This is a genomic window from Bacillus salipaludis (assembly GCF_030938565.1).
In the GTDB taxonomy this organism is placed as follows: domain Bacteria; phylum Bacillota; class Bacilli; order Bacillales; family Cytobacillaceae; genus Neobacillus; species Neobacillus salipaludis_A.
The window spans coordinates 6088828-6105000 of sequence record NZ_JAVGVR010000001.1 but is presented as its reverse complement, the minus strand read 5'-3'; the positions used below and the strand labels follow the sequence as shown (position 1 = coordinate 6105000).

At 46.3% G+C, this 16173-nt stretch carries 9 protein-coding genes, 14 tRNA genes, 5 rRNA genes and 1 pseudogene (1 of these 29 only partly in view); 25 read left to right on the top strand and 4 right to left on the bottom strand.

The features are described 5' to 3' along the window. The 19 genes from RCG21_RS30340 to RCG21_RS30250 all read left to right on the top strand — a co-directional run. A 23S ribosomal RNA gene (locus RCG21_RS30340) occupies positions 1-363 on the top strand; it begins 2573 nt to the left of the window's first position. Positions 364-443: 80 nt separating this feature from the next. Further along, positions 444-560 (top strand): 5S ribosomal RNA (gene rrf, locus RCG21_RS30335). A gap of 315 nt (positions 561-875) precedes the next feature. Beyond that, a 16S ribosomal RNA gene (locus RCG21_RS30330) occupies positions 876-2425 on the top strand. Positions 2426-2621: 196 nt separating this feature from the next. After that, positions 2622-5557, top strand: a 23S ribosomal RNA gene (locus tag RCG21_RS30325). Positions 5558-5761: 204 nt separating this feature from the next. After that, positions 5762-5878, top strand: a 5S ribosomal RNA gene (rrf, locus tag RCG21_RS30320). Together the 16S, 23S and 5S rRNA genes with 14 tRNA genes alongside form the textbook arrangement of a ribosomal RNA operon. A 44-nt stretch (positions 5879-5922) precedes the next feature. Then, positions 5923-5997: transfer RNA gene (locus tag RCG21_RS30315), tRNA-Glu, on the top strand. 39 nt (positions 5998-6036) lie between these two features. Beyond that, positions 6037-6112 (top strand) — tRNA-Val (locus RCG21_RS30310). Between the two features lie 20 nt (positions 6113-6132). Then, positions 6133-6208: transfer RNA gene (locus RCG21_RS30305), tRNA-Thr, on the top strand. Between the two features lie 12 nt (positions 6209-6220). Beyond that, a tRNA-Lys gene (locus RCG21_RS30300) sits at positions 6221-6296 on the top strand. Between the two features lie 11 nt (positions 6297-6307). Next, positions 6308-6384: transfer RNA gene (locus RCG21_RS30295), tRNA-Arg, on the top strand. Between the two features lie 6 nt (positions 6385-6390). Next, positions 6391-6467, top strand: a tRNA-Pro gene (locus RCG21_RS30290). A 36-nt stretch (positions 6468-6503) separates the two neighbouring features. Next, positions 6504-6596, top strand: a tRNA-Ser gene (locus RCG21_RS30285). Between the two features lie 46 nt (positions 6597-6642). Then, positions 6643-6716: transfer RNA gene (locus RCG21_RS30280), tRNA-Met, on the top strand. A gap of 3 nt (positions 6717-6719) precedes the next feature. Further along, positions 6720-6796: transfer RNA gene (locus tag RCG21_RS30275), tRNA-Asp, on the top strand. A gap of 154 nt (positions 6797-6950) precedes the next feature. Further along, positions 6951-7026 (top strand) — tRNA-Phe (locus RCG21_RS30270). A gap of 30 nt (positions 7027-7056) precedes the next feature. Beyond that, a tRNA-Tyr gene (locus RCG21_RS30265) sits at positions 7057-7141 on the top strand. 13 nt (positions 7142-7154) lie between these two features. After that, positions 7155-7231, top strand: a tRNA-Ile gene (locus tag RCG21_RS30260). Between the two features lie 43 nt (positions 7232-7274). After that, a tRNA-Asn gene (locus tag RCG21_RS30255) sits at positions 7275-7349 on the top strand. Between the two features lie 61 nt (positions 7350-7410). Continuing rightward, a tRNA-Arg gene (locus RCG21_RS30250) sits at positions 7411-7484 on the top strand. Positions 7485-7600: 116 nt separating this feature from the next. On the opposite strand, the gene RCG21_RS30245 is transcribed toward RCG21_RS30250, so the two are convergent. Then, positions 7601-8560, bottom strand: coding sequence for a S8 family peptidase (locus tag RCG21_RS30245; RefSeq protein ID WP_133333786.1), 960 nt, complete (start codon positions 8558-8560; stop codon positions 7601-7603). Positions 8561-8826: 266 nt separating this feature from the next. Continuing rightward, positions 8827-9165, bottom strand: a complete 339-nt coding sequence (locus tag RCG21_RS30240) for a hypothetical protein (RefSeq protein WP_133333787.1) — start codon at positions 9163-9165, stop codon at positions 8827-8829. Positions 9166-9449: 284 nt separating this feature from the next. Here RCG21_RS30240 and RCG21_RS30235 point away from each other — a divergent pair, with 284 nt between their 5' ends. Both RCG21_RS30235 and RCG21_RS30230 read left to right on the top strand, forming a co-directional pair. Further along, positions 9450-9869, top strand: coding sequence for a VanZ family protein (locus RCG21_RS30235; protein WP_133333788.1), 420 nt, complete (start codon positions 9450-9452; stop codon positions 9867-9869). 138 nt (positions 9870-10007) lie between these two features. Then, the gene (locus tag RCG21_RS30230) at positions 10008-11063 is read left to right on the top strand and encodes a DUF5776 domain-containing protein (RefSeq protein ID WP_133333789.1); all 1056 of its coding nucleotides are present in this window, start codon (positions 10008-10010) and stop codon (positions 11061-11063) included. A 63-nt stretch (positions 11064-11126) separates the two neighbouring features. Here RCG21_RS30230 and RCG21_RS30225 read toward each other — a convergent pair whose 3' ends face one another. Then, positions 11127-11687, bottom strand: coding sequence for a DUF6241 domain-containing protein (locus RCG21_RS30225; RefSeq protein ID WP_308914175.1), 561 nt, complete (start codon positions 11685-11687; stop codon positions 11127-11129). Positions 11688-12158: 471 nt separating this feature from the next. On the opposite strand from RCG21_RS30225, the gene RCG21_RS30220 reads away from it, so the two are divergent. Beyond that, positions 12159-12713, top strand: a complete 555-nt coding sequence (locus RCG21_RS30220; RefSeq protein ID WP_308914174.1) for a general stress protein — start codon at positions 12159-12161, stop codon at positions 12711-12713. Between the two features lie 495 nt (positions 12714-13208). On the opposite strand, the pseudogene RCG21_RS30215 reads toward RCG21_RS30220, so the two are convergent. Then, a pseudogene (locus RCG21_RS30215) lies at positions 13209-13606 on the bottom strand (VOC family protein). A gap of 297 nt (positions 13607-13903) precedes the next feature. Here RCG21_RS30215 and RCG21_RS30210 point away from each other — a divergent pair. From RCG21_RS30210 to ulaA, 3 genes are read left to right on the top strand one after another with little or no spacing between them, the layout of a single operon-like run. Continuing rightward, positions 13904-14347, top strand: coding sequence for a PTS sugar transporter subunit IIA (locus RCG21_RS30210; protein ID WP_308914173.1), 444 nt, complete (start codon positions 13904-13906; stop codon positions 14345-14347). Between the two features lie 18 nt (positions 14348-14365). Then, a complete protein-coding gene (locus tag RCG21_RS30205) occupies positions 14366-14635 on the top strand; it encodes a PTS sugar transporter subunit IIB (protein WP_133333793.1) in 270 nt (89 codons plus the stop codon). A 19-nt stretch (positions 14636-14654) separates the two neighbouring features. Next, positions 14655-16010 carry a PTS ascorbate transporter subunit IIC gene (gene ulaA, locus RCG21_RS30200; protein ID WP_308914316.1) on the top strand — a complete coding sequence of 452 codons (1356 nt, stop codon included), beginning with the start codon at positions 14655-14657 and terminating at the stop codon, positions 16008-16010. Positions 16011-16173: the final 163 nt, after the last annotated feature.

The following is a 16173-nucleotide window of genomic DNA, read 5'->3' as shown; positions in this document are numbered from 1 at the left end:
CCCAAGGGTTGGGCTGTTCGCCCATTAAAGCGGTACGCGAGCTGGGTTCAGAACGTCGTGAGACAGTTCGGTCCCTATCCGTCGTGGGCGCAGGAAATTTGAGAGGAGCTGTCCTTAGTACGAGAGGACCGGGATGGACGCACCGCTGGTGTACCAGTTGTCTTGCCAAAGGCATCGCTGGGTAGCTATGTGCGGACGGGATAAGTGCTGAAAGCATCTAAGCATGAAGCCCCCCTCAAGATGAGATTTCCCATAGCGTCAAGCTAGTAAGATCCCTGAAAGATGATCAGGTTGATAGGTCAGAGGTGGAAGCATGGCGACATGTGGAGCTGACTGATACTAATAGATCGAGGACTTAACCATAGTCTTAAGGTGAACTCGTTTTTACTAAAACTTCTTCTGTATTATCTAGTTTTGAGGGAATGATACCTCAAACAAAATAGTCTGGCAATAATGGCGAGAAGGTCACACCCGTTCCCATACCGAACACGGAAGTTAAGCTTCTCAGCGCCGATGGTAGTTGGGGGCTGTCCCCCTGTGAGAGTAGGACGTTGCCAGGCGAAAGACAGGAAGTTTCTTCTTAGTCTTTTTAAATCCCTTTAAGAATTAAAAACTTTCTCTTGCATTAAAACACCAAGGGTGTTAATATAAGAAAGTTCCTTAAAAAAGGGAAGTCAATTAATAAGATCTTTCGAGATTTTTCCTAAAAAATAATTGACATTGATTTTTGAAAGTGGTAAGATTAATTTTGTCGCTTTTAAAAAAGATTGTTCTTTGAAAACTAAACAAACAAAAACGTCAACAAACAATAATAATCGTGTTTCTTCTATTATATAGAGAACATGAGCCAACGTAACAAATGAGCTATATCAACTTTCTTGGAGAGTTTGATCCTGGCTCAGGACGAACGCTGGCGGCGTGCCTAATACATGCAAGTCGAGCGAATCAATAGGAGCTTGCTCCTGTTGATTAGCGGCGGACGGGTGAGTAACACGTGGGCAACCTGCCTGTAAGACTGGGATAACTTCGGGAAACCGGAGCTAATACCGGATAATCCTTTTCCTCTCATGAGGAGAAGCTGAAAGTCGGTTTCGGCTGACACTTACAGATGGGCCCGCGGCGCATTAGCTAGTTGGTGAGGTAACGGCTCACCAAGGCGACGATGCGTAGCCGACCTGAGAGGGTGATCGGCCACACTGGGACTGAGACACGGCCCAGACTCCTACGGGAGGCAGCAGTAGGGAATCTTCCGCAATGGACGAAAGTCTGACGGAGCAACGCCGCGTGAGCGATGAAGGCCTTCGGGTCGTAAAGCTCTGTTGTTAGGGAAGAACAAGTATCGGAGTAACTGCCGGTACCTTGACGGTACCTAACCAGAAAGCCACGGCTAACTACGTGCCAGCAGCCGCGGTAATACGTAGGTGGCAAGCGTTGTCCGGAATTATTGGGCGTAAAGCGCGCGCAGGCGGTCCTTTAAGTCTGATGTGAAAGCCCACGGCTCAACCGTGGAGGGTCATTGGAAACTGGGGGACTTGAGTGCAGAAGAGGAAAGCGGAATTCCACGTGTAGCGGTGAAATGCGTAGAGATGTGGAGGAACACCAGTGGCGAAGGCGGCTTTCTGGTCTGTAACTGACGCTGAGGCGCGAAAGCGTGGGGAGCAAACAGGATTAGATACCCTGGTAGTCCACGCCGTAAACGATGAGTGCTAAGTGTTAGAGGGTTTCCGCCCTTTAGTGCTGCAGCTAACGCATTAAGCACTCCGCCTGGGGAGTACGGCCGCAAGGCTGAAACTCAAAGGAATTGACGGGGGCCCGCACAAGCGGTGGAGCATGTGGTTTAATTCGAAGCAACGCGAAGAACCTTACCAGGTCTTGACATCCTCTGACACTCCTAGAGATAGGACTTTCCCCTTCGGGGGACAGAGTGACAGGTGGTGCATGGTTGTCGTCAGCTCGTGTCGTGAGATGTTGGGTTAAGTCCCGCAACGAGCGCAACCCTTGATCTTAGTTGCCAGCATTTAGTTGGGCACTCTAAGGTGACTGCCGGTGACAAACCGGAGGAAGGTGGGGATGACGTCAAATCATCATGCCCCTTATGACCTGGGCTACACACGTGCTACAATGGATGGTACAAAGGGCTGCGAAACCGCGAGGTTTAGCCAATCCCATAAAACCATTCTCAGTTCGGATTGTAGGCTGCAACTCGCCTACATGAAGCCGGAATCGCTAGTAATCGCGGATCAGCATGCCGCGGTGAATACGTTCCCGGGCCTTGTACACACCGCCCGTCACACCACGAGAGTTTGTAACACCCGAAGTCGGTGGGGTAACCGTAAGGAGCCAGCCGCCTAAGGTGGGACAGATGATTGGGGTGAAGTCGTAACAAGGTAGCCGTATCGGAAGGTGCGGCTGGATCACCTCCTTTCTAAGGATAATGCAGTCCTAGTGGACTGATAAGATGTTGACTGTTTCTTGTTTGTTTAGTTTTGAGGGAGCAATTCTCTCAAAGCTTTTTTAAATCGTTCTTTGAAAACTAGATAATCGTAAGAAGAAGTAACCAAGTAAAAACCGAGTAATCGCCATTTTAGTTTTTCTCTCAAAATTTAGAGTAAAACCTTTTAGGTTAAGTTAGAAAGGGCGCACGGTGAATGCCTTGGCACTAGGAGCCGATGAAGGACGGGACTAACACCGATATGCTTCGGGGAGCTGTAAGTAAGCTTTGATCCGGAGATTTCCGAATGGGGGAACCCACTGTTCGTAATGGAGCAGTATCTTTATCTAAATACATAGGATAATGAAGGCAGACCCGGGGAACTGAAACATCTAAGTACCCGGAGGAAGAGAAAGCAAACGCGATTCCCTGAGTAGCGGCGAGCGAAACGGGAACAGCCCAAACCGAAAGGCTTGCCTTTCGGGGTTGTAGGACACTCAACATGGAGTTACAAAGGAACGGGGTAGATGAAGCGATCTGGAAAGGTCCGTCATAGAAGGTAAAAACCCTGTAGTTGAAACTTCGTTCCCTCCTGAGTGGATCCTGAGTACGGCCGGACACGTGAAATCCGGTCGGAAGCAGGGAGGACCATCTCCCAAGGCTAAATACTCCCTAGTGACCGATAGTGAACCAGTACCGTGAGGGAAAGGTGAAAAGCACCCCGGAAGGGGAGTGAAATAGTTCCTGAAACCGTGTGCCTACAAGTAGTCAGAGCCCGTTTATGGGTGATGGCGTGCCTTTTGTAGAATGAACCGGCGAGTTACGATTACATGCAAGGTTAAGTTGATGAGACGGAGCCGCAGCGAAAGCGAGTCTGAATAGGGCGTTTGAGTATGTGGTCGTAGACCCGAAACCAGGTGATCTACCCATGTCCAGGGTGAAGTCCAGGTAACACTGGATGGAGGCCCGAACCCACGCACGTTGAAAAGTGCGGGGATGAGGTGTGGGTAGCGGAGAAATTCCAATCGAACTTGGAGATAGCTGGTTCTCTCCGAAATAGCTTTAGGGCTAGCCTCACGAAGTAAGAGTCTTGGAGGTAGAGCACTGTTTGGACTAGGGGCCCTCATCGGGTTACCGAATTCAGACAAACTCCGAATGCCAATGACTTATCCGTGGGAGTCAGACTGCGAGTGATAAGATCCGTAGTCAAAAGGGAAACAGCCCAGACCACCAGCTAAGGTCCCAAAGTATACGTTAAGTGGAAAAGGATGTGGAGTTGCTTAGACAACCAGGATGTTGGCTTAGAAGCAGCCACCATTTAAAGAGTGCGTAATAGCTCACTGGTCGAGTGACTCTGCGCCGAAAATGTACCGGGGCTAAACGTATCACCGAAGCTGTGGGTGGACACCATTAGGTGTCCGCGGTAGGAGAGCGTTCTAAGGGCGTTGAAGCTAGACCGTAAGGACTGGTGGAGCGCTTAGAAGTGAGAATGCCGGTATGAGTAGCGAAAGATGAGTGAGAATCTCATCCACCGAATGCCTAAGGTTTCCTGAGGAAGGCTCGTCCGCTCAGGGTTAGTCGGGACCTAAGCCGAGGCCGAAAGGCGTAGGCGATGGACAACAGGTTGATATTCCTGTACCACCTCTTTATCGTTTGAGTGATGGGGGGACGCAGGAGGATAGGGTAAGCGCGCTATTGGATATGCGCGTCCAAGCAGTTAGGCTGAGAAGTAGGAAAATCCGCTTCTCGCGAAGGCTGAGCTGTGACGGCGAGGGAAATTTAGTACCGAAGTTCCTGATTCCACACTGCCAAGAAAAGCCTCTAGCGAGATAAAAGGTGCCCGTACCGCAAACCGACACAGGTAGGCGAGGAGAGAATCCTAAGGTGAGCGAGAGAACTCTCGTTAAGGAACTCGGCAAAATGACCCCGTAACTTCGGGAGAAGGGGTGCTCTTTGAGGTGAATAGCCTCGAAGAGCCGCAGTGAATAGGCCCAGGCGACTGTTTAGCAAAAACACAGGTCTCTGCGAAGCCGCAAGGCGAAGTATAGGGGCTGACGCCTGCCCGGTGCTGGAAGGTTAAGAGGAGGGGTTAGCGCAAGCGAAGCTCTGAATCGAAGCCCCAGTAAACGGCGGCCGTAACTATAACGGTCCTAAGGTAGCGAAATTCCTTGTCGGGTAAGTTCCGACCCGCACGAAAGGCGTAACGATCTGGGCACTGTCTCAACGAGAGACTCGGTGAAATTATAGTACCTGTGAAGATGCAGGTTACCCGCGACAGGACGGAAAGACCCCATGGAGCTTTACTGTAGCCTGATATTGAATTTTGGTACAGCTTGTACAGGATAGGTAGGAGCCGTAGAAGCCGGAGCGCTAGCTTCGGTGGAGGCGTCGGTGGGATACTACCCTGGCTGTATTGAAATTCTAACCCGCACCCCTGATCGGGGTGGGAGACAGTGTCAGGTGGGCAGTTTGACTGGGGCGGTCGCCTCCTAAAGAGTAACGGAGGCGCCCAAAGGTTCCCTCAGAATGGTTGGAAATCATTCGCAGAGTGTAAAGGCATAAGGGAGCTTGACTGCGAGACCTACAAGTCGAGCAGGGACGAAAGTCGGGCTTAGTGATCCGGTGGTTCCGCATGGAAGGGCCATCGCTCAACGGATAAAAGCTACCCTGGGGATAACAGGCTTATCTCCCCCAAGAGTCCACATCGACGGGGAGGTTTGGCACCTCGATGTCGGCTCATCGCATCCTGGGGCTGTAGTCGGTCCCAAGGGTTGGGCTGTTCGCCCATTAAAGCGGTACGCGAGCTGGGTTCAGAACGTCGTGAGACAGTTCGGTCCCTATCCGTCGTGGGCGCAGGAAATTTGAGAGGAGCTGTCCTTAGTACGAGAGGACCGGGATGGACGCACCGCTGGTGTACCAGTTGTCTTGCCAAAGGCATCGCTGGGTAGCTATGTGTGGACGGGATAAGTGCTGAAAGCATCTAAGCATGAAGCCCCCCTCAAGATGAGATTTCCCATAGCGTCAAGCTAGTAAGATCCCTGAAAGATGATCAGGTTGATAGGTCAGAGGTGGAAGCATGGTGACATGTGGAGCTGACTGATACTAATCGATCGAGGACTTAACCAAAACGAAAAGCGGAGGCGACTGTTCAACTTCGACAGACGTTGAAGAGCCGGCACTGCAAATCCTGCCTTTTGGATTTGTAGGGACGGATCGAAACGGCCGAGAAGTTAGGAGCCGAAGCTAGACAAGTCTTAAGGTGAACTCGTTTTTACTAAAACTTCTTCTGTATTATCTAGTTTTGAGGGAATGATACCTCAAACAAAATAGTCTGGCAATAATGGCGAGAAGGTCACACCCGTTCCCATACCGAACACGGAAGTTAAGCTTCTCAGCGCCGATGGTAGTTGGGGGCTGTCCCCCTGTGAGAGTAGGACGTTGCCAGGCTAAGCCCTTTATGGGGCTATTATTTTTGCTGATTTTTTAAAAAAGGCCCCTTGGTCAAGCGGTTAAGACACCGCCCTTTCACGGCGGTAACACGGGTTCGAATCCCGTAGGGGTCACCAAAGTTTTTATTACGACAGTAAAAAAAATGTCATTATAATGGAGGATTAGCTCAGCTGGGAGAGCATCTGCCTTACAAGCAGAGGGTCGGCGGTTCGATCCCGTCATCCTCCACCATAATATTTTTCTTTAAACCTGCCGGTTTAGCTCAATTGGTAGAGCAACTGACTTGTAATCAGTAGGTTGGGGGTTCAAGTCCTCTAGCCGGCACCATCTTTAATTTTAGAGCCATTAGCTCAGTTGGTAGAGCATCTGACTTTTAATCAGAGGGTCGAAGGTTCGAGTCCTTCATGGCTCACCATTTAGAACAATGCGCCCGTAGCTCAATTGGATAGAGCGTTTGACTACGGATCAAAAGGTTATGGGTTCGACTCCTTTCGGGCGCGCCATACTATCGGGAAGTAGCTCAGCTTGGTAGAGCACTTGGTTTGGGACCAAGGGGTCGCAGGTTCGAATCCTGTCTTCCCGACCAGTCCAATGCTTTAAACTATATACTTTTTATTTTTACGGAGGAATACCCAAGTCCGGCTGAAGGGATCGGTCTTGAAAACCGACAGGCGGGTTAAACCGCGCGGGGGTTCGAATCCCTCTTCCTCCGCCATATGTTTTTATCTTCAGCATTGATTTTTAGCTTTAATTTCTATTATCGCGGGGTGGAGCAGTCTGGTAGCTCGTCGGGCTCATAACCCGAAGGTCGCAGGTTCAAATCCTGCCTCCGCAATTTGGTCTGGTAGTTCAGTTGGTTAGAATGCCTGCCTGTCACGCAGGAGGTCGCGGGTTCGAGTCCCGTCCAGACCGCCATTTGTTGGTTCAGTAGCTCAGTCGGTAGAGCACGCCCGAATAAGCTACAATGAATAAGCATCAGCGCACCAATCGAGCTGCTGCTAGAATAAGCTTTCTGAGATGGGGGCGAAGGACTTACAGCTTTATGGTTGTAGGGGATATAAACTAACATGGCTCAGTAGCTCAGTCGGTAGAGCAAAGGACTGAAAATCCTTGTGTCGGCGGTTCGATTCCGTCCTGAGCCACCATTTAATTTCGTGCTTTTTTTATTTTTATATGGAGGGGTAGCGAAGTGGCTAAACGCGGCGGACTGTAAATCCGCTCCCTCAGGGTTCGGCGGTTCGAATCCGTCCCCCTCCACCATGTTTTTTAATAAGGGCCTATAGCTCAGCTGGTTAGAGCGCACGCCTGATAAGCGTGAGGTCGATGGTTCGAGTCCATTTAGGCCCACCAAAGTTTTTTGCGATAGCAAAAAATTAACCATATTATTAATTGTTCCGCAGTAGCTCAGTGGTAGAGCAATCGGCTGTTAACCGATCGGTCGTAGGTTCGAGTCCTACCTGCGGAGCCATTTTATTTTTTTGAGGGAATAACTAATCCCAGATAATCTTTAACACACCTACATATACCATGCGCCTTTAGCTCAGCTGGATAGAGCATACGCCTTCTAAGCGTACGGTCAGAGGTTCGAATCCTCTAAGGCGCGTAAACATGATGAAAAACGCTTGGACAATTGTCCAAGCGTTTTTTTATAACTTGGAGATTTTTGTATAAATAATAAAAACCCCTCTGAAAAAGAAGAATCAGAGGGGAACGTATTTTTTATATTAAAACATTTGTATTCTGTTGTTCATAAACCTTTTTAATGAAATCTAATAGGGTTAAATAGATCAACCCGTTTCCTTCGACCTTTGGTGAATTTCCTAATGGCACCGTTCTTTTTATTAATTGGGCATACAATTCGGGCTCCGTGAGTACTCTTTCAAATTGCTTTGAAGAAAGATCTTTTAATAAGGCAAGTGCCCCTGAAACATGTGGTGTAGCCATCGATGTGCCACTCAGTGTTGCATACGTTCCATTTAGATAAGTAGAAGTAATTTTTTCACCTGGTGCTACGAGGTCTACTTCATTGTTTGAGTTCGTAAAATAAGAGGATTGCCGGTTCAGGTCAACCGCCCCTACACTAATCACTTCATTATAGCTGCCAGGGAAGGCAAACTCATCGGTTGAGGAATCTCCATCCCCTTCATTACCCGCGGCACAGACGACAAGAATTTGATGGTTCAGCACCGCTTCCTTGATCGCATCATGTAATTCTTTTACATCGGTAGGACCGCCTAATGACATTGAAATGATATCGACTTTTTGTTCGATGGCATAGTGAATGGCGTTAATGATCCAGTCATACTGCCCAGAGCCATCTTTTCCTAAAACCTTTAAGATTAAAAGATTTGCTTCCGGAGCAACGCCTGCTACGCCTGTGTGGTTGATTGTCGCTGCAATCGTACCTGCCACATGAGTGCCGTGGCCATTGTAATCCTCGAAGATAGCCGGATTTCCGCCATCGTCTTGTGTAAAATTTCGTCCGCCAATGATTCGATTTTGCAGGTCCGGATGATCGGTATCACAGCCTGTATCCAGTATAGCTACTGTTATACCTTTGCCAGTTGATTGCGCCCATATTTCGGGGGCTTGAATTAGTTCAACACCTTTGGGAATCTCGTTCACGTTTTCTAACTGCTCAATCATTTTGTAGGGAATCAGATAGATAGCATCTTTCATAAAAATCCCTCCTATTTTTTAATTGAAGTCAGAACTTGGTGATAGAGAAATCATATCATTTTGATAGAGGGATAAATAGGTTAAATAGAATTATTTTCCATACAGGCAGGATGTCCTATTATTTTGTGCGCAGAAAAGGGACTTCATTGGAGGGGATTTTTTTCATAGATGAGAGGGAGAAGAAGTTTATTTGTTGTAATTCAGCAAACGGAGTTCATTTTTCAAAAAAGGGGAATGAGCTCCGTTTGTTATCGTTTGGAGAGTGATTATTTAGGATTATAGAGAAATAAGAGTGTTTTACGTTTGCTAGAATGTTTGGACCAGTAATCATGGAATGCATCCAATACTTCTTTCGCAAATGCATCTCCTTTTTCTTCCTGCCTGATCACGCCATAGTTCAGCTGGCCTTGATGTGTTTTGCCAGTCACTTGTTTATAATTACCTGAGTCCAACTCAATAAAAAATTCCACTTCGATTCCTTCGCTATTTTTGATAGAAGCGAGATGATTTCCGAATTCTTCAATCAGAACCTTGGACACCCACCCCTTTTGCTCACTTTCCTTTAAAAATTCTTGATATAGCCTGATAAAAGAATTTAAATCCATTTATCCACACATCCTTTACTAAGAATTGATCCACACATATAGCAGCAATTGGAATGAAAACGGGAAGGTTCAAGGTGATTTAGATTGTATGTATAGACTATATGCAACAAAATAGAAGGTAAGAATAGAATTTGGTCTGACTCCACTCTATTAAAGTTTAAAGCGGTGAAATGTGAATATGTAAATATCTATATGAATCACAATCAGGTGCCTTTTCTGTTTTTTACAATGTTGATAAAATAAGGTGTTATTGGATGTCATCAATGAAGCAGGAGTGAAGATAAATGAGCGGTAATAAAAAATGGTGGATGCTGGCTGCAATGTTCTGGATGTTGATCATCTTTTTGGTAACACAGCTACCTTATTTTACGGGAGAACGTACGGCGTCGGCGATAAATGAAGTGTCCGGCGCGGGAAAGGGTTTGATAGATGAACTGAATTTTATGATAAGGAAAGCTAGCCATTTTTCTGCGTTTGGAATCCTGGCATTCTTGTTTTATAAGGTAATGAGTAACTATCGATTCGCATATTTCTTTGCCTGGGTTACTGCCTTCCTCTATGCCATGTCAGATGAATGGCATCAATCCTTTATGCCGGATCGAATGGCTTCGTTTAAAGATGTATTGATTGATGGGGGCGGGGCGTTTCTAGCGTTAGTGTTGACTTTTTTGGTTAGCAGGTGGAGAAAGGCGGTTGGATCGTAAAATGAATGACAAGGCCGCCTGCTTTATCAAGGGCTGGCCCTATTTTTAAAAGAATTGTAAGAGCATTAATCGTATGATAAGATAATTTGTGAATTTTCCGATAATAAACATATAGAGTACAAGTGGGGAGGTTGAGGTATGAAATTTAAGTGGTTTAAGAGTTTAGTAGTAACCGCTGCTATCTTGGGATTTGGCATGACTGTATCCGAATCCAGTGTGCATGCGGAGGAAGTTTCGTTTTACACAAGCAATCCTGTCATTATAAAAGTGAAGATGCCAACCTATACATATCAGGACATTGAATTAACGAAAAAGATTGCTTTACAAAAGAAGGATACCTTTTTACATGTAAAACGTTTGGTAAAAACAGAAACAGGGAAACCACGGTTACAGTTAACCAACGGAAAATATGTAACGGCCAATAAATTAAAGGTCGTAAAAACAAAAGGGTATCAAAATCCGAAGCGTTATTATCAAGTGCAATACAAACAAATTCAGCCGACTGGGAAGGTGGGCTATAATCTATCACGCGGCTATGAAGGTGTAAAAACGTGGAAAGTCATGCGCAAACTGGGGATTATCGGTACGCATGGGTATGCGAAATATAACAATAAAACATGGTATGCGGTTCGAAGCTTTCAGGCAAAGCATAAATTACCTGTCACCGGGGATGTAGATCTGAGAACTTGGCAGAAGCTAGGGTTTAGTGAAAGCTCATGGTATAGCATCGATAGCTATATCGCACCGTTAAAGGCGCATGCATGGGATGGCCGTTCTGCTCATATTGAGGCAATGATCAAGCAAGCCTATCAATATATGGGGAATCCTTATATTGTGGGGGCATCTTCGTCTCCAAAGTATGGACTTGACTGCAGTGGATTGGTAACGCAGGCCTTGTATGCTGCCGGGATTAATCCGGTGCCTGTGTCGAGTATTCAGCATGCGCATCCTGGGAACGAATGGAACAGCCGAAAACTGTTTGCTTCGAAGAATTTTAAACACGTGCCCTATAGCCAGCGACAACGCGGCGATTTAATCTTCTACTATCAACCAGGCACCCATACCATTTGGCATGTAGCTATTTATCTAGGAAACAACAAAGTAATCGAATCCTGGCCGCCGCGTGTCATGATACAACCAATCAAGAATTCGCATCGGAACGTGATTGCAGGGGTGGCACGGCCGTTTCTTTAATAGTTCGGCAAAATTCGGGTGGTGCCTGGCACCACCCGAATTTTGTCGGAAATGTATTATATATTATGGCTGAGGGCTATCTTGTTTTGCTAATTCGTCGCCAAAGTTGTTTGCGATGAAGGTTTTTTCTTCTGCCTTTGTCATGGTTCCGTACGCTTTGCCGACGGTGCCGCCTTGTTGCTGCCAGAAATAGTTATGGTCTTCGGCTATTTCTTCAAAATTCCCCACTTTCCATTTCTCTAGTATGGCTAGTAGGTCGCTTTTCAGCTCGAAATCGCTGTTTTTCACTATGTTGTAAACTTGGTTAATAGTATCCGGAATCATCGGGACGGCGCCCCATTTTTCTTTGGCCTTTACTTTTTGGTGGGTCATCTTGTGCATGACCTCAATCACAGCCTCTTGCGAACTACTTTTATCCAATTTAATGTCGTATTGAACTCCGCCAATATAGCCAGTCTGTTCTTTCTTCTCCTTTGCAGCATCCTTTTTCGCAACAGCAGTGGTTTCCACTGTATGTTTTCTTTCAAATTCTGATGCATTGTTCATGACTTTATATACTGCGATTCCCCCGATGAAAAGAAAGGCCAATATCATGGTCGTCGTTAAGCTTAAACCTTTTTTCAATAGAATCCCTCCTAAAAACAGTTGGATAATTCTAACTTAACAAAAAAATAGAAGGTGTACTAGCTATAAGTTTGATAGAAAAATAGTAGAGCTGCGTCTGTCCTAATTTCTGACATACCATCCTTCGACAATCGTTTTAAAGCGTTGAAGGGGAAATGTCTTATTTCATAACGGTTTGCTGTGAATCTAATCAAACGTTTGATTGGATAGCGGATTTAGGGGAACTAGTCAAAGTATGTAGAAGGATTCTATTTTTCGTCAGGATTGGAGCTTTGTAAGGAAATAAAGGCTTTTTTATCGACAAAAAATTTCCCCGGAAACTACAAGTAGTTCGTTTTTCAAAAGGGGTTGTCGGGATTTTTATCAAACGTTTAATTGAATGAATTTCTGTGGAGGGGTGTCGAATGAGTCGTCGGATGTTTCATTCTTCCTCAAGGCGGGTAATGTAAATGAACAAGAGGAGGGATTTCAATGTTTAAACATGACAAGCATTTGGTAGGAGTGTACGATACGGAGAACGAGGCGATTCGGGCGGTTGAAGATCTTAAACGTCAAGGGTATACGGCAGAGGAAATTTCAGTCATCGGTAAGAATAGAGAGGATGTAACGGCAATCAATGATGCGACGGGTACGAAAACGGAAGATGGTCTTGCAGCCGGGGCAGCAACCGGTGGTGCACTTGGCGGCATGGTTGGTTTGTTGGCGGGAATGGGTGCTCTAGCGATACCAGGGATTGGACCGCTTATTGCTGCAGGTCCGATTGCGGCAACGCTGACCGGGGCCGTTTTCGGTGCAGGAGTGGGCGGTCTGACGGGGGCATTGATTGGAATGGGAATCCCCGAGGAGGAAGCAGGGCGCTATGAAGACTATGTGAAAGACGGTAAATTTCTTGTGGTCGTGGAGCGCAGGGAAGATCGTGCAGGTTTTGGGGCAGACGTCTATCAAGATGTTACAGGCAGGAATATGATTGGAAATGATTCACCCAATGCTCCGCTGACTCGGGAGGATCTCGCAAATCGACGCTAAATACTAGAATTCTTTTTAAAAGGAAATTGCTATTTTCGGCAATTTCCTTTTTTGTCTCATTTCCTTGGAGGAACATTTTGGAAGGGGGCATTTTATATTGTGAAATGGGGTTTATTTTTTATTGTGGGTGAAGTGGTACTGTATCGGTTAGGGCATGTTCGCATGACCATGCCTGGAATTTAGGCTGGTCTGTATTGTTTGATTTCACTATGTTCATCAAGCTGAGATTACATTTTAAAAAGCCGATATGGGCAGTCGTTCTCTCATTATTCTTTACTTTACTTTATTTGTATGTGTTTGGATATTTTCGGTAACCGCTGGTGCCGGCATCGGAAACCTCAGTTGACCAATGGACACTTCCAGCCGGAAAGCGGCCATTGGTGTGTTTGTGAAAGATAGACTAGGGGTTAGTTAATTCCCATAAGTTATTCCTTCAAAAATCTTTTGTCCTCTCCTTAGTGTAGTCCACTTGAACAAAGAACTGTCTCCAAGTCTCTATGCTTTCTCCATATCCTTTTGGTCCACATTGAGTTCAATTAAGTTACCATCGGGATCCGCGCAGAATATTTGTGCAAATCCACTTTTGCTGTTTGGCTTTTCTAGAATTTCCACGCCATTTTTCTTCAACCAGTTTAGCGTATTCTGGTAGTTTTCCACTCTCAAAGCAAAGTGGCCTTCCCGGCTGCTCACGTATTTATCTTGGCGAATCGTTTGGGATTTGGGGAGAACAATGAGATGGAGTTGCTGCAGCCCGATTCCATACCATGCCCCTGAAAGTCAAAGTCCGGGCGTTGGATCTCCTCTAAACATAAAATACTGCTATAAAAATCCTTAGCCCTCTCTAAATCCGAAACCGTTAAACTCACATGGTGAAGCTCCCTATATTGAATCAAGCCATTCATCTCCTTACTAGATTTAAAGGGGAAACCCTACTTGTTCTATCTTAATAGATTATATTATTTTACCAGAAATATGGTTTCGACAAAATTCGGGTGGTGACAGGCACCGCCCGAATTTTGTCGAATGGGTTGGGTAGTACTATTCCCATTCTTTCCACAATAAATTGAGATTAGCAGATGTCTGTTTTTATTAGTTTGTAAAGGGGGGAGGGTGCTGGTGGTTTGTAGGGGAGGCAGGTGTCTGTCAGGTTGTGTTGTGGTTTTTAAATTGGTTAAGGAGTTAAGCTGCGGATGTTGGATGTATTGTTGACGGAGAAGACGGTACAGGTTAGGTCAAGGGTTGGGGATTGGGCTGAAGCAATTCGTATAGCTTCGAACCCTTTGGTGACAGACGGATCCGTTACTGGAGGGTACGTGCAGTCGATGATTGACAATGTCAAGTCGCTTGGCCCCTATATTGTCATCGTCCCGCAGATTGCGATTCCGCATGCCCGGCCTGAACAAGGGGTCAAAAAATTAGCGATGAGTATGCTTTGTTTGGAAAATCCAGTGAGTTTTTCGGAAAAGGAAGAGCATCAAGTCAGGCTTGTCATTGTGCTGGCTGCCATCGATCATGAGCAGCATTTGCAAGCTTTGTCTGAATTGGTCACACTCCTTGCAGACAAGGATAAGGTTGTTCAAATCATGTCGGCCTCAACTTCAGAAGAGGTGTTATCTGTTGTACATGGAGCATAAAGGAATGGAGGGATGATCATGAGAATTTTAGCCGTATGCGGCATGGGTTTTGGCAGCAGCATGGTGTTAAGGATGACGATTGAAGCGGTGCTCAGGGAAGCGGGGATTTCTGCAAGTGTTTCTACGTCGGATATCAGTTCGGCCAAAGCCGAGCCGGCGGATGTCATTGTGACCTCTGCCGAATTTTCGGAGCTTTTATCTGGAATGAACATCCCGATTGTGACGGTAAAAAATTACGTGGACAAAAATGAAATGAAACAAAAGCTGATCCCAATTTTATCAAAATAAGGGGGACTAACAAATGGCTGTGTTACATTTTATTGTGGATGAGATTTTGAGCAATGCCGCGATTCTTGTTGGTTTTATGGCTCTTATCGGTTTAATTGCCTTGAAAAAGTCTTTAAGTGATACGATAACCGGAACACTGAAAACGATTATCGGGTTTTTGATCCTTGGCGGAGGCGCCGGAATCATTATTGGGGCGCTGAATCCTCTCGGTGCCATGGTTCAAGCAGGGTTCAATCTGCACGGGGTGGTACCGACGAACGAAGCGATTGTGGCGATTGCGCAAAAAAGTTTCGGGGCGCAGACCGCGATTATTATGGCCCTCGGTTTTGTCGTCAACCTGCTGCTAGCCCGCTTTACACCTGCTAAGTTTATTTTCTTAACTGGTCATCATTTATTTTTTATGGCAACCGTTTTAGCAGTTGTGCTTGGCAGTGCAGGGATTACCGGAGTAAACCAGGCTATCCTCGGAGCGATTTTCCTTGGTACGGTCAGCACGATTATGCCAGCGCTGGTTCATCCTTTTATGAAAAAAGTAACCGGAAATGCGCCATTTGCGCTTGGTCATTTTAATACATTAGGTTATATCATTTCGGCATTGGTTGGGAAAGCCACCGGAAAAAATAGCCGGACGACAGAAGAGATCAAGGTTCCGAAAAATCTAGGCTTTTTACGCGATTCGCTGGTTATGACCACGTTAACGATGATTGTGATGTACTTAATTCTTGCGCTTGTTGCGGGTCCGGATGCATTGAAGGATTTTACGGGTGGTAAAAATTATATTGTGTACGTAGTGGTGCAAGCGCTTACTTTTGGCGCCGGAATTGCTGTTGTCCTCATGGGCGTACGGATGATTCTAGCAGAGCTTGTTCCTGCGTTCCAAGGGATTGCCAATAAAATTGTACCAAATGCGCTTCCTGCGCTTGATTGTCCGACGACGTTTACGTTTGCTCCGACTGCTGTAATAGTTGGATTTATTTCGAGTTTAATTGGCGGGATTATCGGGATGTTTTTGATGGGGCCGCTTGGTCTGGCGTTGATTATTCCGGGGATGGTGCCGCATTTCTTTGACGGGGGGACTGCCGGGGTTTTCGGAAATGCAACTGGCGGCCGTCGTGGTGCGGTGATTGGCGCGTTGATTAATGGCTTTTTAATCACGTTGATTCCAGCTTTGCTTTTATCTTTCTTAGGGTCGCTCGGGTTGTCGAATACGACGTTCGGTGATGCCGATTTCGGCTGGGTCGGAATTCTTGCCGGAGCTATGGCGAAGGTGGGTGTCGGCGGTTTTTATGCTTTAACGGTGATTGTCTGCGGCGTCTTGATTGCTTTTGCAAGTTTTGTTTCGGTTAAAACGAATAAAGGTGATGCAGAGGCTTAATGGTTGGAGGCTGAGCGGGTGCGATGGGGATTGGATCGTGCCCGAAGTTGAGGGAAAAGAGGTAGAGCGGGCACTAAAGGGATTAGGTTGTGCCCGTAGCTGAGGAAAAAGAGTTTGTGCGGGCGCTATAAAAGATGGATAGTGCCCGTGATGGTGAGAAAAA